General features: G+C 49.7%; 12 protein-coding genes. All 12 read right to left on the bottom strand.

All coding sequences use genetic code 11. The features are described 5' to 3' along the window. Window positions 1-42: 42 nt before the first annotated feature. The 12 genes from BV494_RS19430 to tagH all read right to left on the bottom strand — a co-directional run bounded on the left by BV494_RS19430 (window position 43) and on the right by tagH (window position 16093). Entirely contained in the window at window positions 43-675 is a 633-nt protein-coding gene (locus tag BV494_RS19430; RefSeq protein ID WP_104924313.1) for a hypothetical protein, read from the bottom strand. Next, window positions 672-1673 (bottom strand): Ssp4 family T6SS effector, encoded by a 1002-nt coding sequence (gene ssp4, locus BV494_RS19435; RefSeq protein ID WP_501207388.1) that lies wholly within the window; start codon window positions 1671-1673, stop codon window positions 672-674. The genes BV494_RS19430 and ssp4 overlap by 4 nt, the downstream gene beginning before the upstream one ends. Before the next feature lie 169 nt (window positions 1674-1842). Continuing rightward, on the bottom strand, window positions 1843-2322 hold the full coding sequence (locus BV494_RS19440; protein WP_104924315.1) for an Hcp family type VI secretion system effector: 480 nt from the start codon (window positions 2320-2322) through the stop codon (window positions 1843-1845). 17 nt (window positions 2323-2339) lie between these two features. Further along, window positions 2340-3701, bottom strand: coding sequence for a VasL domain-containing protein (locus tag BV494_RS19445; protein WP_104924316.1), 1362 nt, complete (start codon window positions 3699-3701; stop codon window positions 2340-2342). A 43-nt stretch (window positions 3702-3744) separates the two neighbouring features. Continuing rightward, window positions 3745-7227 carry a type VI secretion system membrane subunit TssM gene (tssM, locus tag BV494_RS19450; RefSeq protein ID WP_104924317.1) on the bottom strand — a complete coding sequence of 1161 codons (3483 nt, stop codon included), beginning with the start codon at window positions 7225-7227 and terminating at the stop codon, window positions 3745-3747. Window positions 7228-7307: 80 nt separating this feature from the next. After that, window positions 7308-8735, bottom strand: a complete 1428-nt coding sequence (gene tssA / locus BV494_RS19455) for a type VI secretion system protein TssA (RefSeq protein ID WP_104924318.1) — start codon at window positions 8733-8735, stop codon at window positions 7308-7310. Between the two features lie 24 nt (window positions 8736-8759). Next, window positions 8760-9470 (bottom strand): type VI secretion system-associated protein VasI, encoded by a 711-nt coding sequence (gene vasI, locus BV494_RS19460; protein ID WP_104924319.1) that lies wholly within the window; start codon window positions 9468-9470, stop codon window positions 8760-8762. After that, entirely contained in the window at window positions 9458-12103 is a 2646-nt protein-coding gene (gene tssH / locus BV494_RS19465) for a type VI secretion system ATPase TssH (RefSeq protein ID WP_104924320.1), read from the bottom strand. The genes vasI and tssH overlap by 13 nt, the downstream gene beginning before the upstream one ends. A 16-nt stretch (window positions 12104-12119) precedes the next feature. Further along, window positions 12120-12884 (bottom strand): type IVB secretion system protein IcmH/DotU, encoded by a 765-nt coding sequence (icmH, locus tag BV494_RS19470; protein WP_104924321.1) that lies wholly within the window; start codon window positions 12882-12884, stop codon window positions 12120-12122. A gap of 4 nt (window positions 12885-12888) precedes the next feature. Next, entirely contained in the window at window positions 12889-14232 is a 1344-nt protein-coding gene (tssK, locus tag BV494_RS19475; protein ID WP_104924850.1) for a type VI secretion system baseplate subunit TssK, read from the bottom strand. A 2-nt stretch (window positions 14233-14234) separates the two neighbouring features. Continuing rightward, entirely contained in the window at window positions 14235-14768 is a 534-nt protein-coding gene (gene tssJ, locus BV494_RS19480) for a type VI secretion system lipoprotein TssJ (protein ID WP_104924322.1), read from the bottom strand. Continuing rightward, window positions 14765-16093 carry a type VI secretion system-associated FHA domain protein TagH gene (gene tagH / locus BV494_RS19485; protein WP_104924323.1) on the bottom strand — a complete coding sequence of 443 codons (1329 nt, stop codon included), beginning with the start codon at window positions 16091-16093 and terminating at the stop codon, window positions 14765-14767. Before tagH ends, tssJ begins: the two co-directional genes overlap by 4 nt. Window positions 16094-16109: the final 16 nt, after the last annotated feature.

Genomic DNA, 16109 nt, shown 5'->3' on the forward strand with positions numbered 1-16109 from the left:
GTGTCGCCCAATAAATTAATGTGCAATATTGTGAAGATTAGATCATCCAACTCTCAGTTTTCTCTTTTTTCGAGGGCTTTGATAATTAGCTAGGAATAATTTTAAATATTCCTTCCTGGCGCGCTCGTTAATAGTCCACAAAACTGCTGTTTTGATCAGGTTTGTATTTAATATCAGACGACAGAAATAAAGAGGCAGGATTATTAGTGTGACATTGACAACATCACTTGTGCTGAAAACGTCTGATAAAAAAATTTCATTTAGATAGTATAAAGAAAAAACAGTTGCCATAACCAAGATAAACATGAAGGTGAAATGTATTAATTTTAGGCCGAGTGTTATTCCTCTTGCAATTAAAAAAACAGACGCTATGTAAAAAAACACATATGGCATTACAGTTAGCATATATAATCCAAAGTAAAGCCCTGGTGATTCTTTAGTGTTTATTCCCTTTAATGCGGTTACGATAATGAAAATCCATGATATCATCATTAAAAAAAGAGCAGAGGAAAGGGTGATGAAATTTTTCTGAAAAAACAGAACAGTAGTAAAGTGCGTCATTTTTGTTTCTATCTTAGAACTAAGTAGTTCCATGTCATTTTTTTTTATAATCGTATCTATGTTAGAGCCATACTTAATCAAATCATAAAAAGTTACGCCAATGATTTTTTTCATTCAAAAACCTCAATAGGTTGCATCATTCCGACGACATATTCTCCAGTGTCTACTAAGTTTCCTGGCGAATTGATTACCCCCCAAAGAGCACTCCCCGAAAAAGCTGACATGCTGTTTAAACTATTCAATAATTGTACTTGTATTGACTTCTGTATACCGTCAGTTGGGAAGCGCTTAGGATATTTTCCGACTTTAATAAATGCTTTTATTTCTTTATTAGATATTCCGGGGTTTTTATTTCGAATGATTTCCTTCGTGATGCGTACGCGTTCCTCTCTGGGAAGAGTTCTTAACCATTGACTTGCTCTCAGTGATGATGCAGCTTTCATCGTCCGATACGTTATTAGTACGCCTTTTAAGGCTGCGCCAGCAGAGGCAACTGATATGAAATCTAATATATTTGAGGTCGCCGAGTACCACTTTTGTGAATCCAACCATGTAGAAACTTCGGCACCATTTTCGGTAATATCAATTATTCTAACTACGCCTAATACACACTGGGTGGCAGTTGCAACCGTTCCTGCAACAGCCAGCGCAACCATTACAGAACTTGCTCCTGCGGTAAATGGAATTGCCCCCGTTCCTAATATAGCAGCGCCAATCGTTAATAATACACCTCCACATGACAATGCCGCTGATGCAATTTCTTTACTCAATGAAGGCGATGCTACAGTTTCTTTTATTTTCACCTCTGCAATTTCACGACTAGCATGTGGCACTTTTGTCACGACAACATAAATAACTGATCGAGTATTTTTTGGCGACCTTACTACATATTGCCTTTGGTCTTCGGAGTAAATAATTCCTACACCATATAAATCTTTGGTGCAATCCAAAGCGTTTGCCAGGGCATCAAAATTGAAGTCGACATCTGATATTGTATGAAGAAGGCTGGCGATTTTGAAATCTCCAAAAATCCCCGTTGGGACGTGATAAAACGGACATGCTATAAGCTCCTTGTTAAAAAACCATTTGAAGAATATGTAGTTAAAATCAATTGGTCAAGCAGGTATAATAAATACGCTATTCGTCTATGAAACGTCGTAAGTTTTTAAAAATCACGAGCCATTACTTAATGTAATGACTCATGGTCGTGTTATTATTGATAGATATGGTTTATTTTATAGATAACCTTGATGTAAATCGTAAAATGCGATCGACAAATCTTTAGAAGACCCGGTCTTCCCAGAAACTATAAGCGCTAGTCCCCCCTGGGATATGTTCCCATGTTATTGATTTGTAATTTATTCCAATTATTTCAACAGGCTGTCCGCCACTTTCTCTCAACGCATTCGGACTGTGTAAACGAATGTTTTTGATAGACGCTTCAGTTAACTTGATCTTGTAATATAACTCACTAACACCGAATCTATTTGTGCGATAAAAATCAAAGATACAGGTCAGTAATTCATTCTCGTAAATAGCCTTTCCCAGAAGTGGTGACGATTTATCTATAGGTTTTTGGATGATTATTGGCTGATGACTGGTGTTCTGCTCTCTGGCAATCATATGCGACAACTCATAAACCATTATCTGATCCAGATGTGCTATCTGTGCCTTATTCCCAATTGAATCCAGAGACGAACACCCTGCTGAGATCAATCCCTGGGTTTGGCCGTTGAGGGTCAGGTAAATAAGATTTGCCATGATGTTATTCCTTTAATTTAGTCATGAGTGTTAGATGTGTTGGTTAGCGAGTTATTATCCGGGAAACCGAAATTCCTGATTAACAGATAGCGGCTGGATAACGCGTCAAGTCTTTCGTTTACTTGTTTCTCTAACGTTTGCGTATTTTTATTCTGCTTTTTGGCGTCTTCGAGCTGGGTTAATAACGCTTCAACCGGTGTTTCCTGATTGAGCAACGTCTCAGCCTGATAGGCGACGGTTTTGAGATAGGAAAGCGTGACGCCCTCTTTGCTTTTTTCCCTTTGCAGCAACAGCGCGGCAAACTCGTGCAGATCTTGCTGAACCTGAAGATAACCTCGCAACTCCGGGCTGTTGTCGGCGCGCAGTTTGAGGGTGTTACGCCAGCGCGCGGTCGCCTGTTGTTGCACCTCATTTTCAGGCCAGACAGAGGCGGCGGTTTTCGTCAGGTGTTCGCCGGTTTCCAGCGCCTGCAGCGGTGATGCGTTCAGTAAAAGATTCAGGCGCTGGGGATACACGTTCAGTTCGGGTGATGTCAGCCAGAGCGCCGCGCCGCCCTGCGGGGTATCGTTAACCAGTGCAATTTGCTGTTGCATGGGCATAACCAGCCACCACCATAATCCTCCGAAGACTATTGCCGTGCAGGCTATACCCGCCAGAAAACCGCAGGTGGCTGGCATCCGCGCCGTGCTTTTTTTGTTCCCGGAACCGGTAAAATGGACTTCGACTTTCGGTGCCTGATGTGCAGGCTCCATGCCGGGCAGCGGCGAATAGACGGGTTCTGAATAGGTTGCGGGTTCCGGCATATAGACCAGCGTCGGTGAGACGTAATGATGAGCCTGCGCGCTTTGTTCCTGCTGCTCGGCTTCCCTACGCTTGCGGATGTTCTGCATAAAATAGAGCAGGTTTTCTACCCGTGGGATGCGCCGGAGTTCTACCTGCTGGAGTTTGTCGCAGATGAGCTGCAGGGTGTGCTCGGTGCGATAAAGCAGCGGGATATCACCGAGTGCCAGGGACGGATTTTTCCGCAGAATGTTGCCGATGCGGGTGTTGAACCACTCCAGCATATCGGTGCGTGCCTGATGGTTCTGCGGCCAGAAGTTCGCCCATTCGGCGGTGATAAGACCGGCGAGCAGTTCGCAGCCTTCGCAAAATCCGGCCAGACCGTTAATTTTGGTGCGCGCCAGCGTGTAGTAAGTGGCGGTATGTAAATCGACCCCGTTGCTTTTAAACAGCGTCAGCGCCAGCGACTCAATCAGCCGCCAGTTCACTTCCGGTTGAGAAGGGTGGTTGGATTTGTTGATCTCTTCGCGTATCGCGCTGAACTCCGGTAAAAAGCGCGGATCGTCGCCGATTTTGATGATGTGTGTGTCGTCGCTCATGGTTTTTCCTTAATACCCCGGCACGGCGGCCGGGGTTATTCCTTTAATACAAGGTGTCCGGCAGGGAGAAGTCGCTGAAAAGACCGCCGGTGAACGGGTTGTCCTGGGTGTCAAAATGCACGCGGTAAATCATGTAACCGCCGTCGACGCTGAAACGAACGTCAAATGAGCCGTCCTCTACGTTGGTCAGGTTTCCGGCATCAATCAGGCGGAACTGCGCCCATGGCCCTCTGAAGCTGATGCTGCGCGGTGAACCGCTGTCGTTGCCGACCAGCGTGAGCTTGCTTTCGGTGCCGTCACGCATGGTATTGGGCCAGACCAGATGCGCGGTGTAGTTGCGGCCATGACTGTAATCGAGCAGTTGTCCGTCCATATTCAGCACGCTGCGCCGCTTATTGGAGGACAGTTCGGTGGTTTCGATCGCGTACTGCGTGCCGAGTGCGCTTTGCTGCGTGAAGAAGGTTTCACGGATGTTTTGCGCAGTTTCCAGCTGTTGCTGGACGTCAGGGCGGATCAGCACATCGCCGTCCTCACCCCAGGTGAGTTTGTTTTCGATAAACAGCTTCAGGTTTTGCTGGTAGAAGCTGTCGAGTACGCCGTCGGGTTTGAAGAAGCGGTTAAAGGCGTCGAGTGAGGCATCCTGCGTGGCATTCGGATTGAACGGATAACGGTCCGCCAGTTGTTCGTTGAAGGTTTTAACGACTTTGTCGTTCCATTCAACTTCCATGTAGTGAACGGCCTCGATCATCACGACGTGCCAGGCCTGATCGGCCAGCTTTCCGACCCAGCGGTTGAGCGGCGCGGGCAGGGTTTTTGCCATCTGGCGGGTAGCGAAAATCGGATCGCTGTTGTTCTGATCCAGCCGCATCTGTACCGCCTTAAGCGCAGATTTACCGGGCACCGGCGAGTTCTGAATTGCCAGCAGGTAACGGTGAAGTTCGGTCAGTTGCTGATAGACCGTTTGCAGCGTGCTTTCCTTGTCTTTTGTCTCCGTGAGTACGCCGTTTTCCGGGGCAAAATCACGACCTAAACGCGTGAGCAGCTGGAAATCGAGTGAGGACATCATTTCGTCACGCGCTTTGTCCGGAAGATTGGCGGGCGGCGGCGGAAGCTGAGTATTGTCCCGCAGCGTTTGCAGCGCACGATAGAACGGCTGGTCACCGCTGATGATTTGCTCCAGCGCATCGGTAACGGCCTGCATATCCTCGTATTCACGGATATCCAGATTGTTCATTCCCGCCTGCCAGGTTGCGGTGTAATCACTGACGTACTGCTCGGTGATGTGCCGCTGGATCTCCTCACGGTCGGCATCACTGAACGTCACATCTTTGGTGATATTGAGCACCCAGCTGTCGAGTGCGGTGAGTTCCACCAGGCTGTCGCGTTGTTTAACGAAATAGCTTTGCAGCCCGTAGCGGGTCAGGAACTGCGGGATCGCCAGATCTTCTTCTTTATTTGCCACGAAGACTTTGTCGAAGCTCGGTCCGATCTGGTCCCGCAGGTTGAGATCTGACGGAAGCACGCCTTGCGCTTTGGATCTCAGGCTCTGATAGACACGCTGGTAAATAGAGAGTTTGCTGAGTTCACGCTGCGCGGCGGCGATCGGTTTGTCGTAAGGAACAAAACGGGTTATCGCGTCGTTGTCTCCGTCAGCCCGCTGTTCGCGCCAGTCAGTGTGATCGAGTGCGTAATCAAGATGCGACATCAGTTGCGTCTGAAGTTCGCGCTGGCCGTGGAAATGTTCGCTCCAGCGCTGCGATATATACTGTTCGACGACTTTATTATCGCGGCCGCTTTTATCTTCCAGCATTCTGATCACCCGCAAGACGGCGAGTTTTTTTTCACTTCCGGGGGGAGCTGCGTTCAGGTCTTTAATCAGTCCGTTGAGCAGCGCCGGTAAGAAGCGTTGCTCAAGGAGCTGGAGATAGGTTTTCTCGACGTAAGGGCCGATTTTTACGCCCTGATAAAGCGCCATATTGGTGAGCGCGTTATGTTCACGATAATCACCGTAAGCCAGCGTGGCATCGCGCATCGGATTAAGCAGCGGAAGCTGGAGATTACCCAGTTCATCAATACCTTGTGGCGGAGGGATATCCATAAAAGATTTTGCCTGCGCCAGTACCGTAACGCCTGCGTGATAGTTGGAGTTGTAGTAATGGTGCCAGCCGGTGATACACGCCACGATGGCGGCACCCCCTATGGCCGTAAACAGAGTTCGTCTGCGGCGATTCTTGTTGAGCCAGACACTGTTTTCGCTGGCCAGATTGGGTTCAGAAAGTAAGACCTGCGGAAATAAATTGCGGGTGAAGTAAGGCTGAGTTTCTACAATTGGCCAGGAGGAAAGCGCAGTCTGACCCAGCCGATATTGCGCCCCTGCAGACTGAATAAATATATCGTCAACCTGCCCGCGCTGAAGTGAGGAGGTGAGATAAACACCCCGCAACATGACGGACATATTATCGCCCGCCAGCAGGCTCCCAATCAGAGATTCAAGATATTCATTGATACCCTGCATCTGGCGGTTGAAGCTAAATAGCATACTGCGCTGGCTGCTTTCCACATGGCTGAGTAATAAGTCCGGCAGCGCCTTGTTAAAAAGTTGCATCCATTCCTGCCAGAATGTCCGTAACTCTTCGCGCCAGTGATCATTTTCGTGGGAGCCGTCAGTGAAGGTGACGCCCAGAATGGTATCGCGCTGTTGCTTATCCAGCGGCTGAAACAACGGAGCGAAACCGTACAGTAAATCCAGTTTTGTCAGGACTAAATAAACCGGCAATTCGCAATGCAGATGCTGGCGGATATCCTGCAGCCGCTGGCGCAATATCGTCAGCTGATGTTCGCGCTGGTGTTTGCTTGCCGTCAGTAATTCCGGCAAATCCAGAGAAAGAATAATGCCGTTAAGAGGCTGGCGGGGACGGTTCTGGCTTAACCATGACAACCAGTGTGACCAGAGTCTGTTGTAGACATTGGCTTCATCCAGACCGCTGGCGGGCTGGTCTATCAGCTTGCCATTAATATCAAAAATAATGGCATGTTCGCCAACGCGCGGGGAAATCTGCCACGTCGCGTTATTTTCTCCACGTACTTTTTCAGGAATATAGATCGTATCTGACGGATATCCTTCATGGAGTAATGTCGTTTTACCGCTGCCTGAAACGCCGATAACCATGTACCACGGAAGCTGATAAAGGTAATTACGTTTTGCCAGATGGCGTTGCAAACGCAGCAGCCAGCGATCCAGATGACGCTGTTGCTGATGAATTTCCAGACTCAGCGGATCTTTTTCATGCTGGCGTTGCTGTCGCTGCAGGGCTTCGAGATGCTGGAGTCGTTTGACAACCCGCCATGTCAGCCAGGCAAGCGCAATCAGCACCCAAACGGATGTTGCCAGCCAGCGATTTGCCTGTGGAGCCAGAGGGTGTTGCTCCCCCAGCGTCCAGGATGGGCCTTTCCACCAAATCCAAACTAATGAGAGCACCCATCCGATAATCAGTAAGATCATCGCAGAGATCTTCAATCTCGGCATTGCTGGTCTGAGTGTGGGTTTTAATGCCCGGAGAAAACCCGGTTTTGATATTTTGAACACGTTAAAACTCCTGTTTTACGTCACTGTTCCGTCGTGATTTTTACTTTTAATTGTTCAAGCAACGCAGGTTCCCAATCGGGCAACGTTATCTGGCGTGCAGTGTGATGAAGAGTTTTGTATTGCTGTTGGGCAGAAGCCTGCATACCGGCTTTTTCAAGGAGCTGGACGCCAAGAAATTGCTGGTAAAAAAGCTGGCGCGGCCCGGAAGATTGTTGCTGAAGTTGTTCGAGTCGCAGTAAGGCGGGAGTCAGTCCTTGCTCAGAAAAACACTGCCAGATGTTATTGGTTTCATCATCATGCGTTGCAGACACGCCCGAAATCGCTTTCGAGGTGTGATCTTCCTCAAGCCACTCATGGGTCTGTTCACACAAGAAAGGCGTGAGATCGGTGAACTGCAAATTTCTTAACGCAGGGATACGGCTGATAAAAAGATTCAGTTCGTCACGGATCGCAGCAGCCGTTTCTAAATACCCCAACTGAAAAGCGATGCGAGATGAAAGGCGGTGCCCGTCAAACCAGTACGGCGCCAGCAAGAGGCTTTTTTCAACCTGTTCCCAGAATTCGAGAGTGGCAGCGGGAAGCCGGGCCTGATAATCCGCCATCATATCGGCGGGGAATGCGGCCAGTGAGGTTCGACCGCTGTTTTCTGCCTGAGGGGCGGTGGCAATATTTTGCCAAAGTGCGTGGCGGCGCAGACGGTAACCTGTGGCACTTTGCGGATGACGTTCGCAAAGCACATCGGCAACTTTCAGCAGCGTCTGCCTCCAGGATTTATCATCATGCGTTTCGATGCTCACTGTCGCTGCGGGATGTTGATCTTGCGCCCGGTTGAACTCCCCTGTGTCACTCTTATCCTGAGCTGGAGAAGGTGCTGCCAGCCGGGCTGCGGCCTCCGCGGTGTGTTCTTGTATCCGGCGCTCATAAAGCGTGATGAGTGCATCAGCAGATTGCGAAAGTAACACGCTATCCTGCTGCTTCCAGACCTGTACAAGATGCGCAAGTTCGCTCAGCAAGGCATCACGCTGAGTGTGATCGGCGTCGTTGGCAAAACTGGCGGCTGCCGTCTCAAACCGTTTAAGCACTTGTTGTGCGAAACGATTTTTATGAACAGTTTTCTGCGGCCATGCCTGCAACCAAAACTGCCCGGTATACTTTGTCAGGAGCTGAAGCGCGAAAAGCAGTTCAGCCGCTTTTCCGCCATGTTGCAATGTGCGTAAAAGATGAACCATCAGCCGGAAATCTTTGCTTTCAGTCATCAGTAATTTCAATGCTTTCTGCTGAATTTCTACAATATCGAGCTGACCATGCGTCAGCGAACCCAGCTTGACCATTTCACTGTCAATGTATTCCCAGTCAGGATTGGTTTCGCTTACCGCCGAACGAATCTTTTCTTCCGGTAATGAAGCAAGTACCTGTCCGAACCATGCACCTGATGTCTGTGTGTCCATGAAAATTCCCTTTAGAAATCGGTATTACTCGTCCGCCCAGTGACAGGCCACTCTCATTGGCCCCAGCGCCTTATCCAGATCGCTGATATTGAAAGTCAGTGACGAGATCGCGGTAATTTTGTTTGCTGACGCCTTATGCGCTGACGTGTTAAATGTCACCGTCAGCGTTTTCGCACCGAAGAGTTGCTTAATCTCATCAATTCCGGGAAGCCCACGGCTGGACTCCAGCAGCGAATCGTTTTCACGCAGGAACCAGCGGGCATCAACGTGAATTTTTTCCGTGGTCATCACCATGTCTGGCTGGCTATCGAGCGGTTTGGGTAATGCGATCTGCATACGGGTGATATTGTCGATACAGCTGAATATCAGCACGGGGCGCGGGGGCAGACTCCCCAGCGCGGGCGTTGTGATCACCACCGACGGTCGGTCACCTTCGGTTATTCTTGTCAGAAATTGGGTTGAGTGATCGTCACGCTGCGCTTCCTGAGCAAATGCCCGCTGCCAGGCTTCGCCTTGTACTTTGGCCCTGACCAGTGCTCCGGAAAAATCCGGATACACCGGGGTTAATAACTGGTCATAGCAATCAAGACGCTCGAGCGATGCGGGCTCAGCCCGGCAAGAGGACATCGCTTTGAGCGTTGCTTCTGCCGGGCTGAGCTCAGGTTTTAACGTCTCAGAAAGTGCCTGACCTGAGGCCAAAGGCAGCAACAAGAAGACCAGTATTACTCCACGCATAACTCGCCTTCATTCCCGGTAAGCGTTTCCTGAATATCCGCCGTGAAACGATGTGCGGCGACGCCAATACTGACGCGGCTGATGGCAGAGCCGGCGGCGAGTTTTTGTAGCAATAACAGAGACAAAGGGGGCAATACTTCGCCGTCGATAACGGATTCCAGCATACGGGCGCCGTTTTCAGCGCGTGTAACCCGCAGCATAATTTCGTCACTGACTTCAGCATCGATTACCACGTCTGCGCCAAACCGCTGATTGAGCAGCGTCTCCAGCCTTCCCAGTTTTGCCGCAATAATCGTGATTAAGGTTTCGCTGGATAACGGCAGGAACGGGATGGTTTCCATGCGTGCCAGCAGGGCAGGTTTGAAGAAATCGGCCAGAATCGGATACAGCTCATCATGCAGTTGCTCCGGATGACCAGCATGTTCAACAATCACCTGATAACCCAGATTTGAGGTAAGGAAGAACACCACGTTTTTGCAGTCAATCAGACGGCCTTCACCGTCGGCCATTTCGCCTTTATCGAATGCCTGATAGAAAAGATTCAAGACATCGGGATGGGCTTTTTCAACTTCATCGAGAAGGACGACTGAATAAGGTTTTTGGCGGATGGCCTCCGTCAGAACGCCTCCTTCGCCGTAACCGACATAGCCCGGAGGCGAGCCAATCAGACGTGAGACGGTATGCTTTTCCTGAAATTCGGACATGTTAATCGTGGTGAGGTACTGGCGACCGCCGAACAGTAATTCAGCCAGTTGCAGCACGGTTTCAGTTTTGCCGACCCCGCTTGGGCCTGCCAGTAAAAACGCGCCTAACGGGCGGCCGGGTCGGCGCAAGTCGGCTCTTGCGGTCAGAAGATGTTTATGTAAATGCGCAATCGCCAGTGACTGACCTTTGATTTTTTCACCGAGCCAGACAGGAAGTTCGGTGATCAGCGCCATCTCGCTTTGCGATAAACGGTTAAGCGGTACGCCTGTCCATTCAGCAATAACGGCAGCGATTTGGTTTTTATCGACATGGGGTGATACCAGCGTTCGGGTCTGATGCAGGTCATCCAGTTCAGCCATTAGCACCGTCAGTTTTTCGTGTTTTTCCGGCATCACTTCGCTCTGCGATTCAGCATCCGTCATGCTTAAGAATTCGTGGCGCAGTGAGATTATCCGATGCACTAAATCGCGCTGATGCTTCCAGCCAATATCCAGTTCATTCAGCTGAATCTGGGTTTCTTCATGAAGCTGATGTAATTCATTCAGGCGCGTATTGTTCTGATGCAAACCTATGCGCTGTTCGCGTTCTAACTGACGAATTTCCGCTTCATATTGATGTCTGGACGTCGTGAGCGCAGAAATCTGCCGCGGAGGAGAGGAAAGGTTAATCGCCACCCGCGCGCACGCGGTGTCGAGCACATCAATGGCTTTATCCGGAAGCTGGCGGCCTGACAGATAACGTTCGCTGAGAGTTGCCGCTGCCTGTAACGCTTCATCGTCAATCAGCACACCATGGGATTCTTCATAGACGGAGGCCAGACCGCGCAGAATAATTGTGGCCTCTGCGGCAGTCGGTTCGGTGACCTTCACGGGCTGAAATCGTCTTGAAAGTGCCGCGTCTTTTTCGAAGTATTTTTTGTATTCGCTCCAGGTCGTTGCGGCTATGGTTTTCAGTTCGCCACGGGCGAGGGCAGGTTTAAGCAGGTTGGAAATGTCCAGGCCGCCCTGCTGATTGCCTGCGCCAATCAGTGTATGGGCTTCATCAATGAATAAGATCACCGGCGTCGCAGATTGTTTGATTTCGGTCATGATGCCTTTGAAGCGCTTTTCGAACTCCCCTTTTACGGAAGCGCCTGCCTGAAGTGCACCTAAATCCAGCGTCACCAGTTCCGTATTTTGCAGTTTTTCAGGCACCTGACCTGCGACCATACGTAATGCCAGACCTTCAATCAGTGCGCTTTTGCCGACGCCAGCCTCACCGACCACAATCGGATTATTTTTTCTCCGGCGACATAAAATATCGATCATCAGATCAATTTCATTATCGCGGCACAGGACGGGATCAAGTTTTCCATTGCGCGCGTCATCGGTGACATTACTGGAATAGCGAGCCAGAAGACTCTCTTCGCCCGAGGTCAGGCTATGGCTTGGCATCTCATCATGTAAAATGACTGATTCCGCAGAGTTTTTCGTCCAGCTGGAAAATTCCAGCTTCAGCAAATCGCGATTAATGCGTGTCAGCAGTTGCGCAGCATCAGCGGGAACATAACGGAGCGGGCTATGAAGCAAGGTGAGGAGGAGTATGCCCCCGCGTAATTGCGAAAGCTGCATTTCTGCAGAAGCCAGAAGCCACGCATCCTTTAGCCATTCGACCAGCAGTGGCGAAAAACTGGGGTAACTGTCGGCTGCGTGACTCCGACCTTCCCCGGCTAAACCGAGTGCATCATGAAGTTCATCAATATCGATGTCGGTTTGTTCGATGATGACGCGTACATCGCTGCGTGGGGACATCAGCATTTGCGACAGTACCTGAGCAACGGTGATTTCCATTGCCTGCCGGGTCACACATTCAGCGGCAGCCAATTCTAATGACTGCTTTGATAAGATATTCAGCCGGTTGACTAATACGGGTAAGTCTATCTGGATCATAGAAAACTCCTTTTTCCTATCTCAGTAGGTTGTTCAGTTGAAGCAAAATGTCCTGAGTCTGTGTATTCAGACGAAGTAAATAGAACAGGTAGGTCACAACCAAAATGGCGACGCCACCCGCCAGAAGATGCTTAATACTCATCCGCTGGATCAGACGGTAAGCGCCATTTGCCCCTTTCTTATTCTGATGAAGCAAGGGGAAAGCGCTTTCGCCCCGGAGCTGATGCAGGATGTGATGAAGACGATGAAAAATTTGCTCAAACTCGTCGTTATTTTGAGCACTGACTTTGTAACGCCCGCGAAAACCGAGTGAAAAGCACAGATATAAGAACTCCAGAAGATCCTGATATCGTTTGGGTTCTCCCATCAGCCTTTCCAGCAGAATAAAAACTTTTTCCCCGCCCCAGGTTTCATTATGGAAATGCACCAGCAAGGACTGTTTGATCCAATCATTCTGTGCCGACCAGCCCTGACCCAGCGCTGTTTCATCAATAAACGTACACAGCACGTAACGGAAAGAGATGATCGTGCCCGGCTCGTAACTGTGATTTTGCAAAAGCTGCTCGATGGCGCGAATGTCCGTGACTACCTGACCAAAGAGATGCTCAGGCAATCCACGGCTGCTCATGCTTTTCAGGCGAAGCACCATCCCCAGCAGCGGAGTGGCGGCGTCAATCATGGTATTCAGGCTGTTGCCACGTAATGTCAGGTGATACTGGCGCTGGCCTTCTTCACTGACGTCTTCCGGGGGGATAGCTGAAACTGATGGCATCTCGCTCATTGCGTTATCCTCTTATTGCCCAGAGCTGCAAATCCAGTTCAGGGAATGATCCCGATACGTGCAGCGCAATGCCGTTTTGTTTCACTATTTCTGTCCAGGCAGGGCTGTTTTTATCCAGAGAGAAGTAGACGTAATTGGCGTGGTAAGGGATCTGCCGGGGAGCGGTTGAGAGTACGACTAACGGCACGCCCGGAACCTGAACGCTGACGACATTGCGTATTTTTTCGACCGAGCTGATCTTCGATTGCTGAATGAACTGGCGTTGCAATATCTCATGTGGCAACTGAGATTTGACCGCCAGTACAAAGTTAGCCGATTGAAGTAGCGTGGCGTCATTCACGAGAGCCACGAAGATGCCATCCATGAAGCTAAATGGCAGGTTCATCGCTCTTGGTGCGAGAACGGTTCCCAGCGCTTTTCGCAGGCGTGGCATTATTTGGTCGAACGTCGCGGTCAGGTTATCGTGCCGGTAGGATCCAAGCTTTTCGGGTAAACGGGTGTCTTCAGTAAATGTCACCAGCTCGCCATACAGTGAGATAAGGTCAAGATAAAACGCTTCCGGATGCAGCGTCGATAATGCCGCCCGGTGAGTAAATTTCGTCTGATTTCTGTTGAACATTTGCAACATCATAAATTCAGCAACATCAGCGATCCCCTGTTGCGAAGGGGAGCCAATCCGGCTGGCCAGCTCTGAGGCTCTGCTGGCCAGCGCCGAGGTTATTTCATCCCGATATCGGCGTAATGTCGCGCTGGACTGAACGGTCTGGCAGCCCGGAATAAAATCGGGATCCAGCTCAATACGTCCATCGGCATGACGATTTTTGATGCGACATACCGGGACCATGACCCAGGCGCTCAAATCTTCTGCCGTGCTCATTAAGCGCGGGATCAGTTGGCCTAATGCCAGCTGGCTGGCGTCGCCTTCATTGGTGTGCAGGTCGCGAACATCACTGTAATTGATCCGGTATCGCCCGGAGCTTTGCCCGGCACTGTGCATGCCTTCCACTTCATTGATGACGTCACTGATAATGGGGAAAACCAGGAAAATATCCCGACTGATGGCGGAAGCCATGCCACTTATGAGCAGCGGAACAGGCAGAATATCTTGATCTGGAATGCTAAATACGGTGCCGTCTGGCATGGAGCCGGTGGCTTTGTTGATACTGATTTTGCCGTGCTTGAGCTGTGTTTCATCAATATCGAGTTCGGTAAATCCCCAGTTAAAATTGCTGATAGCTGACAAACGATTGTGAACCACATAGTCGTTATAACGCTGAAGCTGCTGAAAATGCTGAGGCTTCACAAACAGCCCTTCCTGCCAGATCACTTTATTTTTCATGGTTGCCACGATCATTCATCCTCATTTTTTATTTCGATACTGTTGTCACGGACATGGACCAGCAGGTGGTAGTGGTGGCCGATGCCTGTAACGCGCTCAATGGATTTCCATTCGGTTACCTGATCGTCAGAGAAATAGGCCACCACGCCGATATAACGTGTGGTCGGCTCTAATTTCGTGAGCGGTAATGTTTTCATGGTGTCTGGCAGTAAATTGAAATCCTGGTGATCGATGTAGTTTTTGCCCAGAACGTCATCCAGTTTGTTGGTGGTGATCTGATCGAAATCGGCTTGCCTAAGTTTTGAATCTTCACTCATATAAATGAGCTGGATGCTCACCGGGGAAGGCTCGCCACTGTCATTAGGATTGATGTTGGGTTCAGTCAGCAACATGACGGTCATGTCCGAAGGTTGCGCCGCGTTTTCACCCACCTTAATGTCAGGATCACCGATAACCTGGCCTATTTTTTTAATGGTCTGGCAACCTGTGATAGCGCCACACATCAGGCATATCAGTGAGATTGACAAGAGAAAACGCCATCTCATGATGTGCTTGTCTCCCGGTTCGCCTGGCGCAATACACGGTCATAAACCTGGGCGTACACTTCGTTGAAGAGTTTCTCAAAACCGAGCTGGCGGCTTGATGCCAGTTCCGCGTAGTAGTTGCAGTACATGCGCCACGCCCACGCGTCATCCATCTCCTGCCGGTGTTCGTGGCTGCGGCGGTACTGCGCAAAACGATGCATCAATTGCTCTGGTGAAAAGGCATCAAGCATCATTCGCAGGGCTTCAACGATGGCTATCTGATTCGCCTGGTTATGCAATTTCATATTGCGGAGGCTTTCTGAAACAGCGGCTGGCGCTGACAAGTGCACCGGGCTTTTTTGATCGGCAAATAACACGCTCAGAGCCGATTCGTAATTCAGATTCAGGCGTAAGGGATTGTCTTCTAAAGGACGCAGATGCTTGTCGGAAAGGCTGTTTTGTTGAAATTGCAAATCGAGTAACCCTTTCACTGCGGCTTGTAACGTACGGCCAATTTCTTCTAAAAAATCATCCGCATCTTGGGAATTATTTAAAGGAACCGCATGGCCCAATCCGCGCATCAGCGGTGTGATGGCGACATGCCGATAAGTCAGATCATTTTTCTGACGGTTAACGTCATCTTCCGTGGGGGAATACGGGTCATTTCGCGTGTCTGGTAAGTCCATAAAAGGGTTATCTATTCCGCCTCTTGGGGCGATATCAGAACCCGGCGCGGCCGGATGGATCCGGTGGGAATACTGCATATAAGAAGGATCATCGAAAGCAGAGAATTCGGCATGGAGAGTGGTCAGACTTTCCTTTTGCAGAGCGGCAAGCGGATCCTGAGAAAAGCTGTTAACTAACGTCGGTGCCGTTTCACGATAAGGTAGGGTGTTTTGGTAAGCTGGCTGCCCGTCAGTCGTTAACAGCGTTTCTGTCAACTGATCGCGATTCATTACGATGGTTTCTGGTGTGGCATTTTGCATGTCATAGTTCACCTCATCACCAAGATGAAACTGCGCTTTCATGCGAAGAGAGCCGATGTGGATTTCGTCCCCTTGTCTGAGGCGAATCAGCCCAGAGTTTTGGGCGACGCCAGACTGGTTTATCTGCAGATTCCTGGCGAAGCTTTGCATGCAAAAAGCGCCATCATGCCAGCTGATAACACAGCATTTTTCCCCGATGGTTTTCTGCCGATCCTGTATTGACCAGTGGCAGTTTTCTGCATGACCAATATCACCGCCGTCCGTATTGAAAAGGCATTTTGCCGCCCGACCACTTTCCAGTTCATTACCATTCAAAATCTGTAATGAGAGTGATGGCTGCTGTTGTGTATCCTTTGCCATGCTGCGCTCCATTTAT

Source organism: Rahnella sikkimica (assembly GCF_002951615.1).
In the GTDB taxonomy this organism is placed as follows: Bacteria; Pseudomonadota; Gammaproteobacteria; order Enterobacterales; family Enterobacteriaceae; genus Rahnella; species Rahnella sikkimica.

Excerpts from the sequence above, each read along its gene's own strand:
- BV494_RS19430 (WP_104924313.1), bottom strand. The coding sequence starts at position 675 with ATGAAAAAAATCATTGGCGTAACTTTTTATGATTTGATTAAGTATGGC.
- BV494_RS19440 (WP_104924315.1), bottom strand. The coding sequence starts at position 2,322 with ATGGCAAATCTTATTTACCTGACCCTCAACGGCCAAACCCAGGGATTG.
- BV494_RS19445 (WP_104924316.1), bottom strand. The coding sequence starts at position 3,701 with ATGAGCGACGACACACACATCATCAAAATCGGCGACGATCCGCGCTTT.
- tssM (WP_104924317.1), bottom strand. The coding sequence starts at position 7,227 with ATGCCGAGATTGAAGATCTCTGCGATGATCTTACTGATTATCGGATGG.
- tssA (WP_104924318.1), bottom strand. The coding sequence starts at position 8,735 with ATGGACACACAGACATCAGGTGCATGGTTCGGACAGGTACTTGCTTCA.
- vasI (WP_104924319.1), bottom strand. The coding sequence starts at position 9,470 with ATGCGTGGAGTAATACTGGTCTTCTTGTTGCTGCCTTTGGCCTCAGGT.
- tssH (WP_104924320.1), bottom strand. The coding sequence starts at position 12,103 with ATGATCCAGATAGACTTACCCGTATTAGTCAACCGGCTGAATATCTTA.
- icmH (WP_104924321.1), bottom strand. The coding sequence starts at position 12,884 with ATGAGCGAGATGCCATCAGTTTCAGCTATCCCCCCGGAAGACGTCAGT.
- tssJ (WP_104924322.1), bottom strand. The coding sequence starts at position 14,768 with ATGAGATGGCGTTTTCTCTTGTCAATCTCACTGATATGCCTGATGTGT.
- tagH (WP_104924323.1), bottom strand. The coding sequence starts at position 16,093 with ATGGCAAAGGATACACAACAGCAGCCATCACTCTCATTACAGATTTTG.